Below are 20540 nucleotides of genomic sequence, written 5' to 3' on the forward strand. Positions count from 1 at the left end.
CGCATGAGCGACCTTCAGCAACCCGATCCGGTCACAGCCAAACGGCCCCTTGTCTGGGGCCGTTTCAGCTCCCTTGTGCTTGCGGTGGCCCTGACAGGCCTCGTGCTGGACCAGGCGAGCAAGCTCTGGCTGCTGTTCGGCTACGGGCTTGGCGTGAACGGGCCGATCGAGGTTCTGCCCTTTGTGGAGTTCGTTCTGGTCTGGAACCGGGGGGTTTCCTACGGGCTTTTTCAACAGGACAGCCTTGCCGGCCAGTGGATCCTTGCCGGCCTGACCCTTGCGATCACGATCGGAATGTGGGTCTGGTCCGCAAGGTGCCAGTCAAAGCTCGTGGCCTTGGCGCTCGGCCTCGTGATTGCCGGGGCGCTCGGCAACGGTGTCGACCGATTCGCCTATGGCGCTGTTGTCGACTTCGTGCATTTTCACGTCGGCGATTTCTCCTGGTATGTCTTCAACATCGCCGATGTGTGCATCATTGCAGGTGTTGCCGGTCTCCTGTATGACAGTTTCAGGAATGGTCCTAATTCAGCCGCAAAATGAATGTTTAAGGCTGGACAGGTCGACGTTGGGATCGTGTTCCCAACTCTTAACACAGGCAATCGGGGAGTCTGCTGTGGTGCGGACGAAAGCGAACTGGATCAAAAACGGTGCCATTGCCGTCCTGTTGACAGGACTGGCAGCTTGCCAGGCAGCCGACGGGACGTCCCAGGCGCCGGACGTGGCGCTGGTCAACTCGTTCATGACGGGCCTCGGTGCCGTTGACCCGAACGAAAAGCCGATCGACTACAAACCGCGCGCACCGCTTGCGATGCCTGCCGAACCCGGGGCGCTTCCCGAGCCGGAAACGAAGGTTGCGGGAACCGACTCCGCCAACTGGCCCAAGCAGGAAGAAAACACGCAGTTCCAGGAGCTTAAAGAGCTTTATGCAGGGTCAGGCGGTGTCAACAAGGAACCGCTGACACCCGAACAGATGCGTGGCTTCAAGATCACCGGGGTGACCGGGCAGGCGACGCGCAATCTGGATGAGGAACGCCGTCAAAACGACATCGCCGAAGGCGAGCTTCTGACCCGCGACCAGCAACGCGCCGAGTGGGAGAAGTACCAGCAGCTCAAGGGGCAGCAGGCAGGCCTGGAAAACAACGGTGTGGCCACACGCCGCTACCTGACCGAACCGCCGACATCCTACAGCACACCCTCTCCGGACGCGCCGATGCCGGACATCGTGAAGAAGGAAAACAAGGGCAAGCCGACAAACTACGACCCCTATTCGAGCACGCCGATCGATCCGCGTTGTCTTGAGGGCCAGTCACAATATTGTAACTGACCCAGCCCCGGTATACTGCGGATAACAAATTTTTAATGGGACCTTCGGACCGGCTTTCCTATATGGAAGGGTCAGTCCGGAGGTTTTTTGTTTCAGGCCAGAACGGGAGTTGCACGTGAACCCATTGCATAAAAAGCTTCACCCAACGAATTCACACAGACTGAAAATGTCGGCCCGCTTGCTCTTGTTGCCGGCCCTGCTGCTGGGAACCACCGCCATGGTCCCGGCGACGCCGGCCAAAGCCGAGCCCCTCTTTTCCAGCAACATCGTCATTGCTCCAAACCTTGAAAGCTTCAGACTTGAAAACGGTCTGGAAGTGATCGTCATCCCGGATCGCCGCGCGCCGGTCGCCACGCACATGATCTGGTACAAGGTCGGCTCGGCGGACGAACCGGAGGGCCAGTCGGGTGTCGCCCATTTCCTTGAGCACCTGATGTTCAAGGGAACGCGTGCCCATCCCGATGGCGCGTTTTCGAAGATGATCGCCGAACGCGGCGGACAGGAAAACGCCTTCACCAGCCTGGACTACACGGCCTACTTCCAGAAAGTCGCTAAGGAACATCTTCCGCTGATGATGAAGATGGAAGCGGACCGCATGGAAAATCTGGTCCTGACCGACGAGGTCGTCGCTCCGGAACGCGACGTCGTACTCGAGGAACGGCGCAGCCGTGTCGACAGCGAACCGGGATCGAGGCTGCGCGAGGCGATGAGCGCCATCACGTTCGTGAACCATCCCTATGGCTCTCCCGTCATCGGATGGCAGAGCGAAATCGAGGCGCTGAACAAGGAAGCCGCGATCGACTTCTACAACCGCTTCTACACACCAAACAATGCGGTGGTGGTGATTGCCGGCGATGTCAATGTCGACGATGTCCGCAAACTTGCGGAAGAGACCTACGGCAAGGTTCCGCGGCGCGCCGAGCCGGGAGAACGGATCCGGGCGGCCGAGCCGCCGCTGGCAGGCGAACGCCGCGTTGCGGTATCCGACCCCAGGGTGCGTCAGGAATCCATCTCACAGACCTGGGTGGTGCCCAGCCAGACCACAGGCGAAGGCAAAACGCCCGAAGCGCTGGATATCCTGTCCTATATTCTGGGAGAAGGCCCCTCCAGCCGTCTGCACAAGTCCCTGGTGCTCGACCAGGAGGTCGCGACCGGTGCAGGCGCCTACTATCAGAGCCGCGCGCTCGATGATGGCCGCTTCGGCATCTATGCGGCGCCACGCCCCGGTCATACGCTTGAAGAGATGGAGCGCCTGATATCCGTCGAGGTTCAGAAACTGCTCGACGAAGGCGTCACCGATGACGAAGTCGCGCGTGCAAAGAACAGCATGATCGCGAGCGCGATCTATGCCCAGGACAGCCAGTCGGGCCTTGCGCGCCTGTTCGGCAGTGCGCTGACGACCGGCCAGACCATCGCGGATGTACAGAGCTGGCCTGCTCAGATCGGTTCGATCACGGCGCAGGACGTCTTGGACGCTGCCCGCAAGTACCTCAAGGGTACGCCCGTCTATGGCGAACTCAGATTTGAAAACCCGACCGAGCCGGAAGCGGCCCTGACAAGTGCAACCAATATCAACGACAAGTCCTGATAGATGATGCAAAACAGAGTACTTCACGCGACGGCGTCGCTCGTTGCCGCAACGTTCATCACGTTGCTGGCATTCACCCGCCTTGCTCATGCAGTCGAGGTTGAAAAGGTTGTCAGTCCCAAGGGTATAGAAGCCTGGCTTGTCGAGGATCACACCGTCCCGATCATTGCGCTGAATTTCTCCTTTGACGGCGGCACGACACAGGATCCCGCCGGGAAAGAGGGGCTGACGCGCCTTCTTGCCGCCTCCCTGGATGAAGGGGCCGGCGACCTCAGCTCCGAGGAATTCCAGGGCAAGCTGGAAGAACTGGCCGTCAGCATTAGCTTCAGTGCCGGCAGAGACCGTTTTTACGGCAGCCTGCGCACGCTGAAACCGATGCTGCCGCAGGCCACAGAGCTTCTGTCTCTGGCAGTGAACGCGCCGCGTTTCGACGACAACCCGGTCGAACGCATGAAAGTGCAGCTGACGACGCAGATCAGGCGTAACGAAAGCAGCCCGAATGCGATTGCAGGTCGTCAGCTTGCCGATTTCATGTTCAGCGATCATCCCTACGCCCGTCCGACGATGGGGACTGTCGACACGATGGCAGCCCTCAGCCCGGACGATTTGCGCGCGCAGCATGAGAAGATCCTGTCGCGGCGCGACCTGAAAATCGGCGTCGTCGGTGCGATCGACGCAGACATGCTCGCCCAGATGCTGGACACGGTTTTCGCGTCCCTTCCGGACGACTCGGACCTTGCAGAAGTGGCCGAACTCATGCCCCAGACCGGTTCGAACCTGCACCGGGAACTCGAGGTGCCGCAAACCACCATCCTTGTGGCTCTGCCCGGCCTGAAGCGTGACGATCCGGACTACCAGGCCGCCTATGTCATGAACCACATCCTCGGCGGCGGCACGTTCACGTCCTGGATGTATCAGGAAGTCCGGGAAAAGCGCGGTCTGTCCTACGGCGCAAGCACCTCCTTGTCTCCCTACCGGCACACGGGACTGCTGATCGGATCGGCAGCGACCAGGTCGGACCGCGCCGACGAAACGGTGGATGTGATGCTGGATCAGCTACAGCGCATGGCGACGACCGGCCCGACGGAAGCGGAACTGGATGCGGCGAAACGCTTCATCACCGGCTCCTACGCGCTCCGGTTCGACACATCGGGCAAGATCGCACGCCAACTGGTCGCCCTGCAGAACGCGGATCTCGGCATCGACTATTTCGACCGCCGCAACAGCGAGATCGAAGCGGTGACGCTGGAAGATGTGCAGCGTGTCGCCAAGCGGCTGCTCGCCGAGCAGACGCCGACAATCGTAACGGTCGGCATGAAGCAGATCTGATCTGAAGGCATCCAAAACGACGGCAGGCTCATCAGGCTGCCCTGGCGGTTTCGGGATCTACCCGGCCGCCGTTCGCGCCGGGCCCGGCGCCGCCGTGCCTTGCAGGACCTCAGCCCTGACGGGGCGCGGTGGCGAGAACAGGTTGCCCTGGGCGAACTTCACGTCATAGTCGAGCAGTTCCAGGACCTGGGACTCCGTCTCCACGTGATCGGTGATCAGTTCCATTCCGTAGCGATGCAGCAGATCGCCGAAATCCGACGGATGAATGTGACCGTGGTTGGCTTCCCGTCTGCCGATCAGATAGTCGCCATGTAACTTGGCGAATTTGAAGCCCCGGCCCGCGAGCGAGTTGAAATCCATCTTCATGTCGCTGATGCGATCTATGGAAAACCGGAAGCCGGCTTCGTAGAGCGCATTCAGGCTTTCAAGTTCGATGCCACCCATTGCGGCGACGTCGGTCTGGGAAAACTCGAACACGAGCACGTCGGCATAGGCCCGGTTGGACTGGACGAATTCAAGGAAGCTCGGGAAAAAGGCGTCATCAATCAGGGACGCCGAAGAGATGTTGCAAAACAGGACCGCATTCCGATTGCGTGACGTCAGCCGCTTGATCACCTGCAGCGACCGCTGCAGAAGCAGGCTGTCGATGCGCGCGATTTGCCCGGAAAGAACGGCTTCGGGAAGAAACACGCTTGCCTCGACCGCATTGCCTTCGGTGTCGCGCAACCTGGTGAAGGCCTCGTAGTATTTCACCTGCCTCTGGGGCAGAGTCACGATCGGCTGCAGGAAAAGTTCGACCCGATTGGCATTGAGGGCGGAGGTGATCAATTCCCGCATGGCCAAGTTCGGTTTCGGCTGATCGGCGGCGGCCGCGCCGGTGTCAGCGAACGGGAAATCGTCTTCCGGACCAGCCTCGTGTCCGGCCTGCGAACCGGCTCCGAAGGGAACAGGCGCAGGCCCGGCCGCCGCGACCGGTGTGACCCCGTATTTGCGGTCCCAGGCATCCATGTCGGCCTGTGCGGCGCTTTCACCGGCCTGCACCTGGCCGTGATGCCAGTGCGGCTGTTCGGCAGGCATGGCTGGCGTCTGACCGGGGCCCTGCTGCTGCCCGGCATGCGGCGTGGTGACAGGCGGCGGGGCGGCGGCGTGCGGCGGGGCTGAAAAGGCAGGAGGCTGTGCGAATGCCTGAGCGCGCATGTCCGGCTGGGTTTGAGGATAGTGCGGCAAGGATGGTGCCGGAGGCGGTGGTGCCAGCGCCTGTTGGTCTTCGACCCGCGTTTCAAGGTCCGACATGGCCTCGGCCATCTGCTTCACCAGGGTTCCCAGAACCTCCACTTCCGCGAAGAGCGGGTCCATCTCGGCACGCGTTCTGCGGGGCATGGTGTGTTCCATGCCGGTCAACCGTCCCTCCAGGTTACCGACATCCTCGTCCAGATCCGCCATCCGGTCCTCGAGGCGATCGACCGCTTCGCTGACCGCGCCGCGATCACGCGCCCGGCCGACCAGCAGGTGGATCAGGATCATGGTGCACATGAGAGCAAGCGACAGGGACACAGCTTCACCGAACGGCCGGCCGAACTGGAATATCAGCACCGTCGCGGACGACAGTGCGATAATGGCCATGCATATTGCTACAAAGATGGTCCCCGTCCGGCCCATGGTGTCTGAGAGTTCCGACCCGAATCAAAATTACCGGTCAATCATGCCTTAAGATCTGGCACACTCCGAATCCGCAAGCCCGTTTCCGGTGCGAAATGCGTGACTTGTCCCCGACTAAGCACAACCAAAGGCGCTGACAATCGGGTTTGCTCCCGAATCCAAGGACGGCGTGCATACCTGCTCGATCTAGAAGACGCTACGTGACGCTGCGGATTTAGGGATTTGCAATCACCTGTAAGTCGGTTAAAATTACGTTAGGGCAATTTGTCGTGGTGCTTTTGGACCGGTTACCATAGGGGACTGGAATGCACGCCGCCGCCCGCACGGGACGTCATCGCACAGATCGAAGAGACCAGGACGACCAGACCGAAACCGGCCCGCTCGCCCGGTCCGGCGCGATCGCCCCCCCTCCCGTGGAGCGCAGCGACGGTCCCGTGTGCAGCGACGAAACCGTGAAGGCCGCCCTGGTCAACGCGCTTGAGAGCCCCGAGTTTCGATCCGCACCGCAGCTCAGGTCTTTCCTCGACTTCATCGTGCACGCGGCGCTGGAGAACAATCAGGAAAAGATAAAGGGCTACACGATTGCCGTGGAAGCGCTGGGGCGCTCCGAGGACTTCAATCCCGTCACCGATCCGATTGTGCGCGTCGAGGCCGCGCGGCTGCGCCGCCGGCTGGCGAAGTATTACGCGGGAACCGGAGCATCCGAACGCGTGCGCATCGTCATTCCGAAAGGAAGCTACGCCCCGGAGTTCGAGGCCATCCCGCAACCTGTGATCGACAAGGACGGTCCATCACCTTCCGACGATGTCGCCACCATGTCGGCTTTACAGGGAAGTGGTGATGCACTCGCTTCGTCCGAAATGCCGGCAAACGCGGACGCTGCCGAGACTCGTCACATTGACCCGGAAGACAGAAATGTCGAGACCTCGCCCCTGGGCACCTACAAGGAAGTGCAAACGTTGAGCGGCGGCACCGCCCAACCCCTGTTCCGCAAGCACGTCTCGTTACCGGTCGCGCTCACATTGGCCCTGGCATGCTTTCTTGCAGGCTTGCTGGCGGGCTCGCTCTGACAGCCGGTTTTTGCCTCACAACTCGTAATCTTGGCGAGATAACTCAGCAAAAACTGCAAATTGCATCATCTGACAACGCTTTGTTTACCCTGTTCTGAGAATTATCAGGATGACGAATCTTTCGATGTCCGTCTGACCCAGATCTAGTGATGGGAGTTGCCCAGCGATGGGGAGTAATGAGGGCAATGCGTTGCCTGTGATTGTACGTGTACTTGATGCATCGGCTTCCGAAGCCGCACGCACCTCCGCTGTTTGCGCAAAACTGTCCACCTCTTGCGCCGATCCAATTCTCTATACGGACTCCGCCTCCTGCCTTCAGGATCTTGCGGACAAGTCAACCGACATTCTCATCATCGACCTGGAAACGATCGGCGGCGACGAAGCCCTGGAGGCCTATGCCGTCAGATGTCCGAAAGCCGTGATCATGGCGGTTTCGGCCAAGGGGTCCGTCTCGCGCGCCGTCAGTGCGATGCGCGCCGGAGCGCACGATTTCCTGACCAAGCCGTTTTCCCTGGACGCACTTGCGTCAAAGATCTCGTTTCAGCTGAAGCAGCGCAGACCGGTCCCGGACGCGCCATCAGTCAACGCGAGTGCACCCCTGGACGTGAGCAGAGCACCCGACCGCCAGCCTTCCAAGGCTCCGCCGGCGCCGGCCATACAGGCCGAAACACCGGGTACCGGCAAACTGATCGGCGTCTCGGTCCAGATGCGCGATGTGCACGAGCAGATTGCCCGGATGGCGCCTTCCCAGGCCCCGGTTTTCATCACGGGTGAATCGGGAACGGGCAAGGAACTGTGCGCGAATGCCATTCACGATCTGTCGGAGCGCAATCCGAACCGGTTCGTCACGCTGAACTGTGCCGCGATCCCGCGCGACCTGATCGAGAGCGAAATTTTCGGCTACATGCGGGGCGCTTTCACCGGCGCCACGGAAAACCGGACCGGCGCCGCCGAGCAAGCCGACGGCGGCACGCTGTTTCTTGATGAGATCGGTGAAATGGATCTCATGCTGCAGAGCAAGCTGCTGAGGTTCCTGCAGACCGGCACGTTCCAGCGGCTGGGTGACACGCAATCCCGCCAGGTCGATGCCCGCATCATTTGCGCGACAAACAGAAACCCGGTTGCGGAAATCACCGCCGGCCGGTTCCGCGAAGACCTCTACTACCGGCTTCACGTGCTGCCGATCCACTTGCCGCCCCTGAGGGAACGCAGGGATGACATCCTGCCCCTGGCGGAAGCCTTCCTGACGCGGTACTCCACCGAAGAGCGCCGGAGCTTCAAGGGCTTCGATGCGGATGCCGAGGCGCGGATCCTGTCCTATTCCTGGCCCGGAAACGTGCGGCAGCTCGAAAACACCGTCCGGCAGATCGTTGTCATGAACGAAGGCGCAGCGGTCACGTTCGACATGCTGCCGATGGTCATCCGCGATCAGAGCGGCCGCCCGAATGCCGTTATCGACCTTTCCAGGGAACGCTCGCGCATCAGCGTGCCAAGCCGGCCGTTCGGTGCCATCGAACCGTTGTGGGCGCAGGAGCGCAAAATCATCGAGGATGCGCTCGACGCCTTTGACGGCAACATCGCGATGGCAGCCGCGGCGCTGGAAATCAGCCCGTCGACAATATACCGCAAACGGCAGTCCTGGACGGCGCGCAGCGTTTAACCGGCTATTGTTTACTGCATTGCACACATTTTCTTGTGTAACGCCTTAAGTCAGTCTATATCGGCAAAAATTCGCCAAGAATCGACAAGACTAAAAGGTGTTCCGGAAAGTGAACATGCTGCGCAACAATCGGATATCCCGAAAGGCCATTTCCGCTCTCCTCGTGACAACGGGCGTCGTTGCTGGGACGTGTTCCGCACTTGCGCAATCCCCCATCATTGCCACCCCCGCCGCAGCCTTCACCACGGCACAGGGCGCCTATGACGCCGCCTGGACCGACAACGGCCTTGCCTTCGTGGTCGCGACCTTCACCCAGGATGGCGGGACGGCTTACGGCCAGTACACACCGCGCAGCGGATCGGTTTTTCGCGACGACGAAGTGATGTCGATCTACGCCGAACCCGTGGGTTACGCCTTCACGGAAACGGATGGCGTTTATGCCTTTGACCTCACCGCAAGCTACAGGCTCCTCAACTCCTCCGGGCAGGTACTGGCCGAACAGGAGAATTTCGCGGCGTTTTCCGGCGAAGGCCGGTCGAAGCAGCGCGAGCTTGCCGCGGCACTTTCGTTCCAGTTCAGCGGGCTTCCGGCCGGCGAATACGAGCTCGAAACGCGTTTCAAGGACCGGGCCGACGGAAAAGAAGCCGGTTTCACCTTGCCATTCACCATCGCCGATCCCAACTAGGTGATGGACTCATAAATGAGACTGAAATGGCATGCGAAATGGCGAAATCCCGTTAGGAAGGGTGTGCGGAGCGGGCTTCCTGCCCGGTCAAGCACGCTGACGACACGGGGTGAAGCCATTTCCATATCCTTCGGATTTGACCGGATTGCGCCTCCCCGGTGTCGCGAAAGGCTTGAAAATGAACCACATTTCCTGCGCTTCCGCTCCTTGAGGAGACGCAATCCGCCTCAAACCATTTCCGCCTCATTTATGGGTCCATCACCTAGGGCGTGAGCGCGTCGCGCGGGCAACGGAGGGCCGGAAACCTGTCCGTACCGCTGCAACCGCGTCGCCGGGTCGCGACGGCAGGCAATCCGGCCGGATCTCCGGATTAAATTCTCGTCACAAAGCATTGACAAAACGGGCGCCGCTGCATAAATCCATGGCGCTGTTAGCACTCGCCTTGAGGGAGTGCTAGCGTGCAGCGGGAATAACGCATTCCTGCTTCAGTCAACCCAATAATCATGTCTCGCGCGCTGCCAATTGCGTGGGGCGCGCTCATGAGAGGAAACAGTCTTATGGCATTTCGTCCACTGCACGACCGTGTCGTAGTTCGCCGCGTCGACTCCGAAGAGAAGACCGCCGGCGGCATCATCATTCCGGATACCGCTAAAGAGAAGCCGCAGGAAGGCGAGATCATTTCCGTCGGCACCGGCGCCCGCAAAGACAACGGCGAAATCGTTGCGCTCGATGTCAAAGCCGGCGACCGCGTTCTGTTCGGCAAGTGGTCCGGCACCGAAGTCAAGATCGATGGTGAAGACCTCCTGATCATGAAGGAATCCGACATCATGGGCGTGATCGCTTAATCCGACAGCGAACCGCTCCTGATCTCTTCAACTTCCCAATTTAGGTGAGACGACTCTATGTCTGCTAAAGAAGTAAAATTCTCCTCCGACGCACGTGAGCGCATGCTCCGTGGTGTCGACACCCTCGCAAACGCCGTCAAGGTAACCCTCGGCCCGAAAGGCCGCAACGTCGTTCTCGACAAAGCCTTCGGTGCACCGCGCATCACCAAGGATGGTGTTTCCGTTGCGAAGGAAATCGAACTGGAAGACAAGTTCGAAAACATGGGCGCACAGATGGTGCGTGAAGTCGCTTCCAAGACCAACGACATCGCTGGTGACGGCACGACGACCGCAACCGTCCTGGCCCAGTCCATCGTCAAGGAAGGCGCCAAGTCCGTTGCCGCCGGCATGAACCCGATGGACCTGAAGCGCGGCGTCGACATGGCTGCGGCTGAAGCCGTCAAGGCTCTGGAAGCCGCCTCCAAAACCATCACCACGTCCGAAGAAGTTGCCCAGGTCGGCACGATCTCCGCAAACGGCGACGTTCAGGTTGGCCAAGACATTTCTGAAGCCATGCAGAAAGTCGGCAACGAAGGCGTGATCACCGTCGAGGAAGCCAAGTCCCTGGAAACCGAACTTGAAGTCGTTGAAGGCATGCAGTTCGACCGTGGCTACCTGTCTCCCTACTTCGTCACCAATGCCGACAAGATGCTGGCTGACCTGGAAAAGCCGTACATCCTGCTGCACGAGAAGAAACTTTCCAACCTGCAGGCCATGCTGCCGATCCTGGAAGCTGTCGTTCAGTCTTCCCGTCCGCTCCTGATCATCGCTGAAGATGTCGAAGGCGAAGCGCTGGCAACTCTCGTCGTCAACAAACTGCGCGGCGGCCTGAAAATCGCAGCCGTCAAGGCACCGGGCTTCGGCGACCGCCGCAAGGCCATGCTCGAAGACATCGCGATCCTGACCGGCGGCACCGTGATCTCCGAAGATCTCGGCATCAAGCTGGAAAACGTTTCCCTCGACATGCTCGGCACCGCCGAGAAAGTTGCGATCACCAAGGAAACCACCACCATCGTTGACGGTGCCGGTTCCAAGGAAGACATCGACGGCCGCGTCGGTCAGATCAAGGCCCAGATCGAGGAAACCACGTCCGATTACGACCGCGAGAAGCTCCAGGAGCGTCTTGCCAAGCTCGCAGGCGGTGTTGCCGTTATCCGCGTTGGCGGTGCGACCGAAATCGAAGTGAAGGAAAAGAAAGACCGCGTCGACGATGCTCTGAACGCAACGCGTGCCGCTGTCGAAGAAGGCATCGTACCGGGTGGCGGCGCAGCCCTGCTGCGTGCGAAGAAAGCCGTCTCCGCTCTGTCTTCCGACAATGCCGACATCGAAGCCGGTATCAAGATCGTTCTGCGTGCTCTTGAAGCTCCGATCCGTCAGATCGCTGAAAACGCTGGTGTCGAAGGCTCCATCGTGGTCGGCAAGATCCAGGAAAACGACGACGACAGCTTCGGCTTCAACGCGCAGACCGAAGAGTTCGTCAACATGATCGAAGCCGGCATCATCGACCCGACCAAGGTTGTCCGCACGGCTCTGCAGGACGCAGCTTCCGTTGCCGGCCTGCTGATCACCACCGAAGCCATGGTTGCCGAGCTGCCGAAGAAAGACGCAGCACCGGCAATGCCGGGTGGCGACATGGGCGGCATGGGCGGCATGGGCTTCTAAGAAGCCTCAGCTCACAAGCTTTGCGGAAAGGGCGGCTCTCGGGCCGCCCTTTTTTACATGACACGCCGCCCACCTTTTTCAGTTTGTGCCGCTGTGCGGCACGGGGGAGCGGCATGGGCTTCCAGGAAGCCTCAGCTCACAAGCTTTGCGGAAAGGGCGGCTCCCGGGCCGCCCTTTTTGCGTGTCGCGCTCTTTGTCTGTCTGTCCCCAGTCTGTTACAGCTAGCGCATGGATCCTGCTTCTCTTCTTCTGCTGGCAACCGCAACCGGCATCCTCGTCCTGATTCCCGGACCCAATGTGGCGCTCTTTATTGCGAACACGCTCGCCCACGGCCCGCGCTACGGTTGCGCAACGGTGGTCGGAACGACGATCGGCGTGGGCGTTCAGCTCGTGATTGTCGTGCTGGGGTTTTCCGCCCTGCTTCAGTTTGCTGCAAGCGCGCTCACCTGGCTGAAATGGGTTGGCGTTGTCTACCTGATCTATCTGGGCGTCCGTGCCTGGCGTCAGGGAATTGACGATGCGGACCAGGTTCAGGCAACCGGAGGAACCTTGACCGGGCTTTTCTTTCAGGGCCTGTTCCTCGCAATTGCCAATCCGAAGACCCTGGTCTTCATCGCGGCCTTCCTGCCCCAGTTCACCGGCGATGTCCCGACTGCGGCCCACATGGCAACGGCGGCGTCCGTCTATCTCACGATCGTCTTTTTCGGTGATCTCTTGTGGGTGGCGGCAGCGAATATCTCCCGGCCTCTGGTCCTGCAATTGGGGCGCATTCGTCACAGACTGACCGGCGCGCTTTTCATAGGCGCCGGCGTCGGTCTCGCGCTGGCCCGCGTCGAGCGCTGACACTCAGTTTTCCTCACATCCGCACCGAAACAGACCTTTTCACAGAAGATCTAGAAAGCGCGTCATGTCCGTTGTCGAGTATGTCTATTCCGCCCATTCCGCATTTGCCTATCTCGGCTCGGCCGAGATCCTGCGCATCTGTGCGGACCATGACGCCGTTCTGGTGCATCGGCCTATCCTTCTTTCGCCCGTCGTCGAAGCGCAGCGAAGTCCCGCCTTCCGCAAGCGGACACAGCAGCATGTCGACTATTTTTTCGGGCGGGAGATCGAACGGTGGGCGGAGTTCCGCTCCGTTCCGATCATCAACCACCGGCCAAGCCAGCATGACGCCGATTACAGCGTCGCGTCGGGCATGATCATCGCCCTCGGGGCAACGGGTCCCGACACCGACAGGATGGCGCACCGGCTCATGGAAGCGCACTGGCGCGACGACGTCGACCTGTCGGATGTGACCGCCCTCAAGGCGATTGCGAGGGAACTCGAGCTCGACCCGGAAGCGCATCTTGCGCAAGCCGCTTCACAGGAAGTCCAGGACAGGCTGAAGGAAAATACACAATGGGCGGTCTCGAAAGCGCTGTTCGGGTCTCCAACCTACGTCGTCGACGGCGATCCGTTCTACGGACAGGATCACCTGCAACTTGTGGAGCGCGCGCTTCAAACCCCGTTCAGGCCGAATGACTGGGCCAATCCGAACGTCGAATGAATATCCCGGCGCTATGCCAACGCCGCCAACCGCGCGCGCAGAAGATTGATCGTCGGCAGATCGGTTGCGAGGGAAATTGCCTTTTCATAGCAGCGTGACGCCGCCTCGCGGTTGCCGCACCCCGCGTTGAGGTCTGCCCGGGCCGCCCAGAGCGGCTGGAAGCCGGTTCCGGCCTGTGCCTCTGCAATCTCGAGCGCCCGCAATCCCGCAGCCGCTCCGTGGAGCCTGCCGGTGATGACAGCCTGCGCAACCAGTCCGCCGGCGGACGGCGCCAGTTGCTGAAGCGCGAAATAGAGCTTGTTCAACGCCTGCCAGTCGGTCTGACCGGTGTCCTTTCGCGCGACATGAACGGCTTCAATCGCCGCTTCGATCTGAAACCTTCCGACCGCTGATTTGCCATAGGCGCGGGTCAGTTGCCGGTTGCCGTAGGCGATGAGGTCGTCGCGCCAGAGGGAGACATCCTGTTCACCGGTCGGCACCAGCATGCCGTCCATGATCCGCGCCCCGGCCCTTGCATGGCTGAAGGCGATCAGCGCCGCCAGGCCAAGAGCCTCGGGATTGTCTGCCATCAGGCGGCTGGAGAGATCGGCAAGATAGAGCGCCTCGTCACCCAAAGTGTCAGCCGGGTCCAGCCAGTCATGAGCATGCAGGGCATAAAGCGCTTCAAACAATGCGGAGCTGCGTTCCTCCAGAACGGCCCCCTCCGGGATCTGGAACGGAATGCCCGCGTCCCTGATTTTGGCCTTTGCGCGGACCAGGCGCTTGGCGAGCGCAGCGGGCGAGATCAGGAACAATCGCGCGATGATCCTGGCTTCCATGCCGAGAACGGTCTGCAGCATCAGCGGAACATGCAAATCAGCCGCGATCGCCGGATGGGCACATACCAGCAGCAGCGACAGCCGCTTGTCAGGCAGGCCCTCTTCCCCCCGATCATCGTCGGGCATATCCGGAATTTCAGATTCGCTCGGAAAACGCAGCTGTTTTCGCTGCCAGTCGGTCAACCTGTTGCGGGCCGTGGTGAGCAGCCACGCATCAGGCTTGTCCGGAACACCGTGCGAGGGCCAGTGATCAAGCGCCTTGGCAAAGGCGTCCGCCAGGGCATCTTCCGCCAGCGCAATATCATGGGTGCGCGCCGACAGGAGCGCCAGGAGGCGTCCATAACTGTCCCGCGCAGCCAGTTCGGCTGCGCGCGCAGCATCCGTCACACCGAGCCCATCGCGGAGGCCCTGATCTCGACCTTTCCGGTCTTGGCGGCGGGGCACTTTTCAGCCCAGGCCATGGCCGCGTCCAGATCCGGAACGTCAATAACGAAAAACCCACCAAGCGTTTCCTTCGTGTCGGCAAACGGTCCGTCCTGCACCTGCCGGCTGCCCCCTTTCAAGGAGAGCGTCGTCGCGGTTTCAACCGGCTGCAGCCAGTCCGTATCCACGAAAACCCCCGCCTTCTGCAGGGCGCCAATATAGGCTCCGTAGACCTCCTTTTCGGCGGCCCAGTCTTCCGGTGTCATGCCAGCGAGATCGGCCGGGTCGGTGTAAAGCAGAAATGTGTAACGCATGTTCAATATCCTTGTTGTCTCAATCTGATCAGGTGGCGGACGCCAGGTTGTCAAGGCCCTGCTCGAAGCTCCTGCCCACCATACCGTCCAGGAATAGGCCGAACACGCGGGCAACCGGATTGAAGCCGAGGTCCATATCCATGGTCCAGGTGACTTTCGTACCGTCGGGCAGGCCTTGCGCGGAGATTTCCTGCACCGGTTTGCCCATCGCGCCCAGGTCGATGTCATAACGCACGCTGGTTTCCGTCACCTTGGCGACGGTCTGGGTGCCCTTGCCTTCCTTGCCGTCGAAGTGAAATCCGGATCCCAAGCCCGTATCCGGTCCGAAGGGTTTGATTTTAAGCTCCGGATCGGAGGTCAGATACGGGTTGAATGTCTGATAGCCGTGGTTCGAAGCCGCCAGTTCCAGAACGGTTTCCGGTGATGCGGCAATCTTGGCATGGCGCTCCACATGCACGTTTTTCGGCAGCAACAGCGTCCCGGCACCGAGCAGTGCAACCACGCCCGCACCACCTGCGAGGATCGTCCAGATCGTCATTTCCATCTCCTGTCAAATCAGCAAAGGCGACATTGCCTTCACTCACATGACGAACGGGGTGATGCCCGATGGACATCTGCCGCATTTTTTTTCAAGCCCGGCCGATTTCGGTGGTCATGACACGGCTGCGGTGACCCGGTACCATCCATGCATGACAGGCTGCCAGGATACGGATATGGAAATGCTGCTGTTATGCGCCGGTGCGCGTGACAAGACGTGGACGGGCGCAAAGACCGCTTGCCCGCTGCGTACGAAAGGCAAGCGGCAGGCACAGAAAATCGGTTGCTGGCTCGGCCGGAACGGCCTGCGCCCGGATGCCGTCTTTACCGAACCTGCGAACCGCGCGAAGGTAACGGCGGAAAAAGCTCTGAAGGCCGCTGGTTGGACGGCGGGTGGAATAAAAGCTTCGAAAGACCTGTCCGACGGGCGCCTCCCCCCGGTTTCGGCCGAAAACCGTGTGCTCCTCGTTGCCGCCCCGAAACGTATCAAGGCCTTGGCGACCCGTTTGGCACTTGAGATTGTTACCCGTTCCGGCGGGCTTTTGATTGTCGAAACCCGGGGGGGCCGCGCCAATTTGCGCGAATGCGTCGACCCACGGGATCTGCCGGAGCTGTTTCCCTATCCGTCTCCGGACGGACCCGAGCGCAGACCACGGCCAGCCTACTACTACACCCAATCGGCGGTCATTCCCTTTCGAAGAACGAAGGCGGGCACGGAAGTTCTGATCATAGGGTCCAGCAGCGGCCGCAACTGGGTCGTTCCAAAGGGAATTGTCGAACCCGGTTTGAGCCCGGCACGGTCGGCCATGATCGAAGCCCGCGAGGAAGCCGGTGTGGAAGGCTCGACCGGCGATGAGCCTCTTGGCTCTTACAGCTACGTGAAGTGGGGTGCGTCCTGCAATGTCGCCGTCTATGCCATGGAGGTCAGCCGCGTACTGCCGGATGACGAGTGGGAGGAAAATCACCGGAACCGGCGCTGGGTATCCGCTGAAGAAGCAGCGGTGCTTCTGAACGAGACCGCCTTCAAGGAATTCATTCCGCTTGTTTAGCGACGACCCGGATCGTCCTTCACGCCCAGTCGAATCGTACGCCTCCGAGACAGAAGATCGCCATGCTGACGGTCGTGGCAAGAACGCCTGTGCCTGCGGCTTCCAGCCATTCCCCGTTAGAGGGGGCAGCCGTGTTGAGCGCGCCGTCGCGGATCGAGACCGGACTTTCGAGCATGGGTTCGTTGGACCAGCCATCTTCCTGAAGACTGGTTGCAACAATCGCCGCAGCCGGCTCGTCGAGACGCAAGCGTTGCTGGACCCTAGTGATTTCGCGCCTGGTCAGGTTTTCATAGTATAGGGTCTCGAAGGCATAGAACGGACCCGTTCCGTTGTTCCTGGCAACGGCAGCGGTGGCAAAGATCACTGAGATAAGTGCCACGGCGACAAACCGGACAAGGCCGCCACGTGTTCGACTGATTGCCCGCATCCTTGCTCCTTCAATATGATTTTCAACAGAAACGCCGTTGTTTCCCGCGAACGCCTTAGGGTACGGACCCTAATCCAAATCTTTACGAAACTTCGGTATTTTTTGCCGTGTTTCAAGATCCAGGCATGTCTCGACATGCCCAGAAGCGGTGTGTCTCTTGGCGGTTAGACTGGCATCCATCAGGACGATTTTCGGAATAGATCTTCGTACGCTGGCGCTGTTTCGCGTCCTTCTGAGCCTGTGGATCCTGATCGATCTTTTCATGCGCACACGCGACCTCGTCGCCCACTACACAGACGCCGGTGTGATGCCGCGCAGCGTACAGATAGAGCATCTGTATGCCACCACGTGGTCGTTCCACCTGGCAAACGGATCAGCCTGGTTCCAGGCCCTGCTGTTCATCGTGGCCGGACTTGCCGCCCTTGCGCTCATGCTCGGCTGGCGCACCCGCCTGATGACCGTAATTTCCTGGGCGCTGCTTTTGTCGCTGCAAAACAGGAACACGTTCATCCTGTCCGGCGAGGACAATCTTGCACTGATGCTGCTGTTCTGGGCCATGTTTCTGCCGCTTGGCGCGCGCTATTCGATCGATGCCGCCTTGTCGCGGCGGCCTGTCTTCACCGGAAATACCTATTGCACGATCGCAACCGCCGCCCTGCTGCTTCAGGGCATGTCGATGTATTTCTTCAGCGCGCTGTTGAAGACGCACCCTATCTGGACGCAGGACGGGACTGCCGTCTACTACGCGCTGCAGCTCGATTACCTGGTCACTCCGTTCGCGCTCTGGTTCCGGCAGTTCGAAGGTCTCCTGACGGGATTGACCTTTTACGTCTACCTCCTGGAACTGGTCGGCCCGATCCTGATATTTTCACCGCTGTTTCACCGCACATTCCGAACGGTGCTGATGCTGGCCTTCATCACCATGCATCTGTCGTTCGCGCTCTTCCTTGAGATCGGCTTCTTTCCGTTCATCTCGATCATCATGAATCTGACCTTCATGCCGGGCTGGATGTGGGACAGGCTCGCGCGCCTCCTGCCTGCGCGCGCGGACAGGCCCGTCGCCATCTGGTTCGATCGCGGCTGCGATTTCTGCGAGAAGACGTGCCAGATCCTGAAGGTGTTTCTGTTCCTTCCCGCAACGCCCGTCCGGCCCGCGCAGGACGATGCGGAGATCGGAGCCGAGCTCGAAGCGCGCAATTCCTGGGTACTGACCATCGGAAACGATCGCCACTTCAAGTTCGACGCGCTGAGCAGGCTGGTCGCGATCTCGCCGGTCTTGTTTCCGCTCGGGACGCTTCTGGGCCTCAAGGTCTTCCGGAAACCCGGTGACCGGTTTTATGACTGGGTCGGGCGCAACCGGTCCTCGTTCTCGCGCGTGACGGCATTCGCGCTGCCGTGGCGTGACCGGCCACCGCGCTTCGGTGCCGTCACGCAGATGCTTGCAGCAGCCGCCTTCGTGTTCGTTACCGTACAGAACATATCGACCATTCCGGCAAGCGGCCTGACGCTGCCCGCACAGTTCGTCGGCGTACGACAGGCGCTCGGGCTTTACCAGAACTGGACCATGTTTGCGCCCTATCCGGAAATGACGAGCCCCTGGCCGGTGATCGAAGGTGAACTTGCGGACGGGACGATGGCGGACGTTTACAACGGCAGGACCGGACTGGGCGATTTCGAAAAGCCGGAGATCGTTTCGCAGCGTTATGCGAATTACCGGTGGCGCAAGTTCCTGTCCAATCTCGAGGACCAGTCCTATGAAGACGAACCCCAGGTCCTGTCGCTCAACTATGCCCGTTACCTTTGCCGGAGCTGGCCGGACAGCGTGGCGAACGTGGCCGCGCTTTCCAACTTCGTCATCTATTTCCAGATCGAGCGAACGCCTTCTCCGGGCGACCGCAAGACGGTCGAGACGCGGCAGGTCTGGAACCATGACTGTTTTGGCTAGACGCGATCAAACGCGTTCAGCCCGAGATCCTCAGCGTCATAAAGTCATCGTCATGCGAGCGGCCATCAATCCGCACACTGTCGATAAACCTTGCTGCCTGCGCAAAGCCGAAGCGCTGGTAGAACCGGATTGCCCGGACATTTTCGGTATCGACGAACAGTTCCAACTGCTCGACACCTCCTGTCCGTGCTTCCTCGATTACTCCCGACATCAGGACATCGGCGGCACCGCTACCCTGAAAACGCGCCGTAACGAAAAACGGTCCGAGCTCCGCTCGATGACGCAGGCGCTCAAGTTGCGAACGGCGGAACCCGCAAAACCCGGTGAGAACCTTGCCTGAAAAAACACCGCGTGTTGTCCCGGACGCAAGAATATCGGCTGCGCGCTCAAGGCTTGTCGTTGCAGCTTCTTGTTCCGTCACCAGAAACCCGACCGGAAAGTCACGAGTACCTTCAAGGCGCAGGCTCTGCCACTGTTGCGCATTCTCCCGCGTCAAAGCGGCGTAGCGAAAGTCCATTTTTCAGCCTTTCCCAAGGTGCAATTGCCGCCCTTTTCAGCAACCCTGCATCAAATTCGTCCTATAAGCTTCATCTGTCGGTTGTAGAATACCAAGCATAGCAAAAGGATGCTTTCCCATGACCGACGCTACTGCCACAGCACCCGCCGGCGATGTTCTGAAACTGTTCGATGATTTGCGGTACCGACGGATACCGACAAATTTTTTCGATGTCATCAACAACCGCAACGCGCTGTTGGACCGACTCTTTTACAACACGTCCAACCTGTCGGAGGACGAACTGGCGATGCTGCTTTCGCAACGAAATGACGAGGGCAGCATTCTTGTCGTGTCACCGTCCGACCGGACGCGGAAGGACGCAGTGCGCAAGTTTGAGGATTTCGCTTCGTTTCGTGCGGCGCCGGGCGAACTTCTGCAGCGCTTCGTGATTGCGGGCGTCGGCAGCTCCGATATCGGTGCAGCAGCCTTTGCCCGTTCGGTTGCCAACCGCTACGACACACCGGTCGGCGCGATTGTCGCGGGCTACGGGATAGCCGATCTGATGACCGAAGCCCTGGGTGGCTGGTTTGTACTGGGTGCCGCGAACCGCATGCTGGACACCTACCAGCGGTTCTTCAATATTCCGGGTTCCACCGCGCCCGCTGACAAACCCCTGACGACCACTGCAGCACCACGACTTGGAGGCAATGCGTACCAGTCGGACACGCAGACGCTGCTGAGGCTGTTGCGGGAGCCTGAGCGCAACGTGGTCTCGGTCGCCGGGCACAGCAAGGGTTGTCTTTCGATTGCCTATGCAATGAACGCGCTTGCCCTTGGTGATGACGAAGCTGCGCTGGAAAGAGCCAGACAGACACGTGTTGTCACAGTCGGCGCCGTGACAGCGTTCCCCACGGGTTTCAACAACTGCGCCCAGTATATCGGCGATATCGACTGGTTCGGCGGGATGAATTCAAGGCTGAAAGTGCCGCATACCAAGGTGGACAAAGCCTGGCATCACCTGAACACGGAGCTGCCTTATGATCTCGATTTTGACGCGGTCCTTGCGGGCGAACCGGATTGACGGCCAGGCGCGCAGAGCGCGCCCGGTCTCGACACCCTAAGGT

The 20540-nt window shown here is 60.3% G+C and carries 20 protein-coding genes; 14 read left to right on the top strand and 6 right to left on the bottom strand.

Annotated features, from left to right (window positions below; genetic code table 11):
• Positions 1-3 precede the first annotated feature (3 nt).
• The 4 genes from lspA to ACO08A_RS04240 all read left to right on the top strand — a co-directional run bounded on the left by lspA (position 4) and on the right by ACO08A_RS04240 (position 4241).
• Entirely contained in the window at positions 4-540 is a 537-nt protein-coding gene (gene lspA, locus ACO08A_RS04225) for a signal peptidase II (RefSeq protein ID WP_422039973.1), read from the top strand.
• 73 nt (positions 541-613) lie between these two features.
• Positions 614-1324 carry a hypothetical protein gene (locus tag ACO08A_RS04230; protein ID WP_422039974.1) on the top strand — a complete coding sequence of 237 codons (711 nt, stop codon included), beginning with the start codon at positions 614-616 and terminating at the stop codon, positions 1322-1324.
• A gap of 166 nt (positions 1325-1490) precedes the next feature.
• A complete protein-coding gene (locus ACO08A_RS04235) occupies positions 1491-2912 on the top strand; it encodes a M16 family metallopeptidase (protein ID WP_422039975.1) in 1422 nt (473 codons plus the stop codon).
• A 3-nt stretch (positions 2913-2915) separates the two neighbouring features.
• Positions 2916-4241 (top strand): M16 family metallopeptidase, encoded by a 1326-nt coding sequence (locus ACO08A_RS04240; RefSeq protein WP_422039976.1) that lies wholly within the window; start codon positions 2916-2918, stop codon positions 4239-4241.
• A 57-nt stretch (positions 4242-4298) separates the two neighbouring features.
• On the opposite strand, the gene ACO08A_RS04245 is transcribed toward ACO08A_RS04240, so the two are convergent.
• Positions 4299-5864 carry an EAL domain-containing protein gene (locus ACO08A_RS04245; protein ID WP_422039977.1) on the bottom strand — a complete coding sequence of 522 codons (1566 nt, stop codon included), beginning with the start codon at positions 5862-5864 and terminating at the stop codon, positions 4299-4301.
• A gap of 341 nt (positions 5865-6205) precedes the next feature.
• On the opposite strand from ACO08A_RS04245, the gene ACO08A_RS04250 reads away from it, so the two are divergent.
• The 7 genes from ACO08A_RS04250 (at position 6206) to ACO08A_RS04280 (ending at position 13407) form a co-directional block, all read left to right on the top strand.
• Positions 6206-6970, top strand: coding sequence for a hypothetical protein (locus ACO08A_RS04250; RefSeq protein ID WP_422039978.1), 765 nt, complete (start codon positions 6206-6208; stop codon positions 6968-6970).
• Between the two features lie 166 nt (positions 6971-7136).
• A complete protein-coding gene (locus ACO08A_RS04255) occupies positions 7137-8630 on the top strand; it encodes a sigma-54 dependent transcriptional regulator (protein WP_422039979.1) in 1494 nt (497 codons plus the stop codon).
• Positions 8631-8745: 115 nt separating this feature from the next.
• On the top strand, positions 8746-9315 hold the full coding sequence (locus ACO08A_RS04260; protein ID WP_422039980.1) for a hypothetical protein: 570 nt from the start codon (positions 8746-8748) through the stop codon (positions 9313-9315).
• Positions 9316-9872: 557 nt separating this feature from the next.
• Positions 9873-10160: a co-chaperone GroES gene (gene groES / locus ACO08A_RS04265; RefSeq protein WP_306141045.1), complete on the top strand. Its 288-nt coding sequence runs from the start codon at positions 9873-9875 to the stop codon at positions 10158-10160.
• Between the two features lie 57 nt (positions 10161-10217).
• Positions 10218-11861, top strand: coding sequence for a chaperonin GroEL (gene groL, locus ACO08A_RS04270; RefSeq protein WP_422039981.1), 1644 nt, complete (start codon positions 10218-10220; stop codon positions 11859-11861).
• A gap of 228 nt (positions 11862-12089) precedes the next feature.
• A complete protein-coding gene (locus ACO08A_RS04275; protein WP_422039982.1) occupies positions 12090-12704 on the top strand; it encodes a LysE family translocator in 615 nt (204 codons plus the stop codon).
• 64 nt (positions 12705-12768) lie between these two features.
• A complete protein-coding gene (locus ACO08A_RS04280) occupies positions 12769-13407 on the top strand; it encodes a 2-hydroxychromene-2-carboxylate isomerase (RefSeq protein ID WP_422039983.1) in 639 nt (212 codons plus the stop codon).
• A gap of 11 nt (positions 13408-13418) precedes the next feature.
• On the opposite strand, the gene ACO08A_RS04285 is transcribed toward ACO08A_RS04280, so the two are convergent.
• The 3 genes from ACO08A_RS04285 to ACO08A_RS04295 are packed head-to-tail and all read right to left on the bottom strand — an operon-like array spanning position 13419 to position 15500.
• On the bottom strand, positions 13419-14612 hold the full coding sequence (locus tag ACO08A_RS04285) for an RNA polymerase sigma factor (RefSeq protein ID WP_422039984.1): 1194 nt from the start codon (positions 14610-14612) through the stop codon (positions 13419-13421).
• Positions 14609-14962: a YciI family protein gene (locus tag ACO08A_RS04290; protein ID WP_319386009.1), complete on the bottom strand. Its 354-nt coding sequence runs from the start codon at positions 14960-14962 to the stop codon at positions 14609-14611. Before ACO08A_RS04290 ends, ACO08A_RS04285 begins: the two co-directional genes overlap by 4 nt.
• 28 nt (positions 14963-14990) lie before the next feature.
• Positions 14991-15500: an SRPBCC family protein gene (locus ACO08A_RS04295; protein ID WP_422039985.1), complete on the bottom strand. Its 510-nt coding sequence runs from the start codon at positions 15498-15500 to the stop codon at positions 14991-14993.
• A gap of 181 nt (positions 15501-15681) precedes the next feature.
• Between ACO08A_RS04295 and ACO08A_RS04300 the strand changes: the two genes are divergently transcribed.
• Positions 15682-16548, top strand: coding sequence for an NUDIX domain-containing protein (locus ACO08A_RS04300; RefSeq protein ID WP_422039986.1), 867 nt, complete (start codon positions 15682-15684; stop codon positions 16546-16548).
• A 19-nt stretch (positions 16549-16567) separates the two neighbouring features.
• On the opposite strand, the gene ACO08A_RS04305 is transcribed toward ACO08A_RS04300, so the two are convergent.
• Positions 16568-16975, bottom strand: coding sequence for a hypothetical protein (locus ACO08A_RS04305; protein WP_422039987.1), 408 nt, complete (start codon positions 16973-16975; stop codon positions 16568-16570).
• 157 nt (positions 16976-17132) lie between these two features.
• On the opposite strand from ACO08A_RS04305, the gene ACO08A_RS04310 reads away from it, so the two are divergent.
• Positions 17133-18920, top strand: coding sequence for an HTTM domain-containing protein (locus tag ACO08A_RS04310; RefSeq protein ID WP_422039988.1), 1788 nt, complete (start codon positions 17133-17135; stop codon positions 18918-18920).
• A 16-nt stretch (positions 18921-18936) separates the two neighbouring features.
• Here ACO08A_RS04310 and ACO08A_RS04315 read toward each other — a convergent pair whose 3' ends face one another.
• Entirely contained in the window at positions 18937-19437 is a 501-nt protein-coding gene (locus ACO08A_RS04315; RefSeq protein ID WP_422039989.1) for a GNAT family N-acetyltransferase, read from the bottom strand.
• A 118-nt stretch (positions 19438-19555) separates the two neighbouring features.
• Here ACO08A_RS04315 and ACO08A_RS04320 point away from each other — a divergent pair, with 118 nt between their 5' ends.
• Positions 19556-20497 carry a hypothetical protein gene (locus tag ACO08A_RS04320; RefSeq protein WP_422039990.1) on the top strand — a complete coding sequence of 314 codons (942 nt, stop codon included), beginning with the start codon at positions 19556-19558 and terminating at the stop codon, positions 20495-20497.
• The last annotated feature ends 43 nt before the right edge of the window (positions 20498-20540 follow it).

It is taken from the genome of Roseibium sp., from assembly GCF_965232425.1.
Taxonomy (GTDB): Bacteria; Pseudomonadota; Alphaproteobacteria; order Rhizobiales; family Stappiaceae; genus Roseibium.

Excerpts from the sequence above, each read along its gene's own strand:
- ACO08A_RS04245 (WP_422039977.1), bottom strand. The coding sequence starts at position 5,864 with ATGGCCATTATCGCACTGTCGTCCGCGACGGTGCTGATATTCCAGTTC.
- ACO08A_RS04255 (WP_422039979.1), top strand. The coding sequence starts at position 7,137 with ATGGGGAGTAATGAGGGCAATGCGTTGCCTGTGATTGTACGTGTACTT.
- ACO08A_RS04235 (WP_422039975.1), top strand. The coding sequence starts at position 1,491 with ATGTCGGCCCGCTTGCTCTTGTTGCCGGCCCTGCTGCTGGGAACCACC.
- ACO08A_RS04250 (WP_422039978.1), top strand. The coding sequence starts at position 6,206 with ATGCACGCCGCCGCCCGCACGGGACGTCATCGCACAGATCGAAGAGAC.
- ACO08A_RS04320 (WP_422039990.1), top strand. The coding sequence starts at position 19,556 with ATGACCGACGCTACTGCCACAGCACCCGCCGGCGATGTTCTGAAACTG.
- ACO08A_RS04240 (WP_422039976.1), top strand. The coding sequence starts at position 2,916 with ATGATGCAAAACAGAGTACTTCACGCGACGGCGTCGCTCGTTGCCGCA.
- ACO08A_RS04295 (WP_422039985.1), bottom strand. The coding sequence starts at position 15,500 with ATGACGATCTGGACGATCCTCGCAGGTGGTGCGGGCGTGGTTGCACTG.
- ACO08A_RS04290 (WP_319386009.1), bottom strand. The coding sequence starts at position 14,962 with ATGCGTTACACATTTCTGCTTTACACCGACCCGGCCGATCTCGCTGGC.
- ACO08A_RS04280 (WP_422039983.1), top strand. The coding sequence starts at position 12,769 with ATGTCCGTTGTCGAGTATGTCTATTCCGCCCATTCCGCATTTGCCTAT.
- groES (WP_306141045.1), top strand. The coding sequence starts at position 9,873 with ATGGCATTTCGTCCACTGCACGACCGTGTCGTAGTTCGCCGCGTCGAC.
- groL (WP_422039981.1), top strand. The coding sequence starts at position 10,218 with ATGTCTGCTAAAGAAGTAAAATTCTCCTCCGACGCACGTGAGCGCATG.
- ACO08A_RS04305 (WP_422039987.1), bottom strand. The coding sequence starts at position 16,975 with ATGCGGGCAATCAGTCGAACACGTGGCGGCCTTGTCCGGTTTGTCGCC.
- ACO08A_RS04260 (WP_422039980.1), top strand. The coding sequence starts at position 8,746 with ATGCTGCGCAACAATCGGATATCCCGAAAGGCCATTTCCGCTCTCCTC.
- ACO08A_RS04300 (WP_422039986.1), top strand. The coding sequence starts at position 15,682 with ATGCTGCTGTTATGCGCCGGTGCGCGTGACAAGACGTGGACGGGCGCA.
- ACO08A_RS04315 (WP_422039989.1), bottom strand. The coding sequence starts at position 19,437 with ATGGACTTTCGCTACGCCGCTTTGACGCGGGAGAATGCGCAACAGTGG.
- ACO08A_RS04275 (WP_422039982.1), top strand. The coding sequence starts at position 12,090 with ATGGATCCTGCTTCTCTTCTTCTGCTGGCAACCGCAACCGGCATCCTC.
- lspA (WP_422039973.1), top strand. The coding sequence starts at position 4 with ATGAGCGACCTTCAGCAACCCGATCCGGTCACAGCCAAACGGCCCCTT.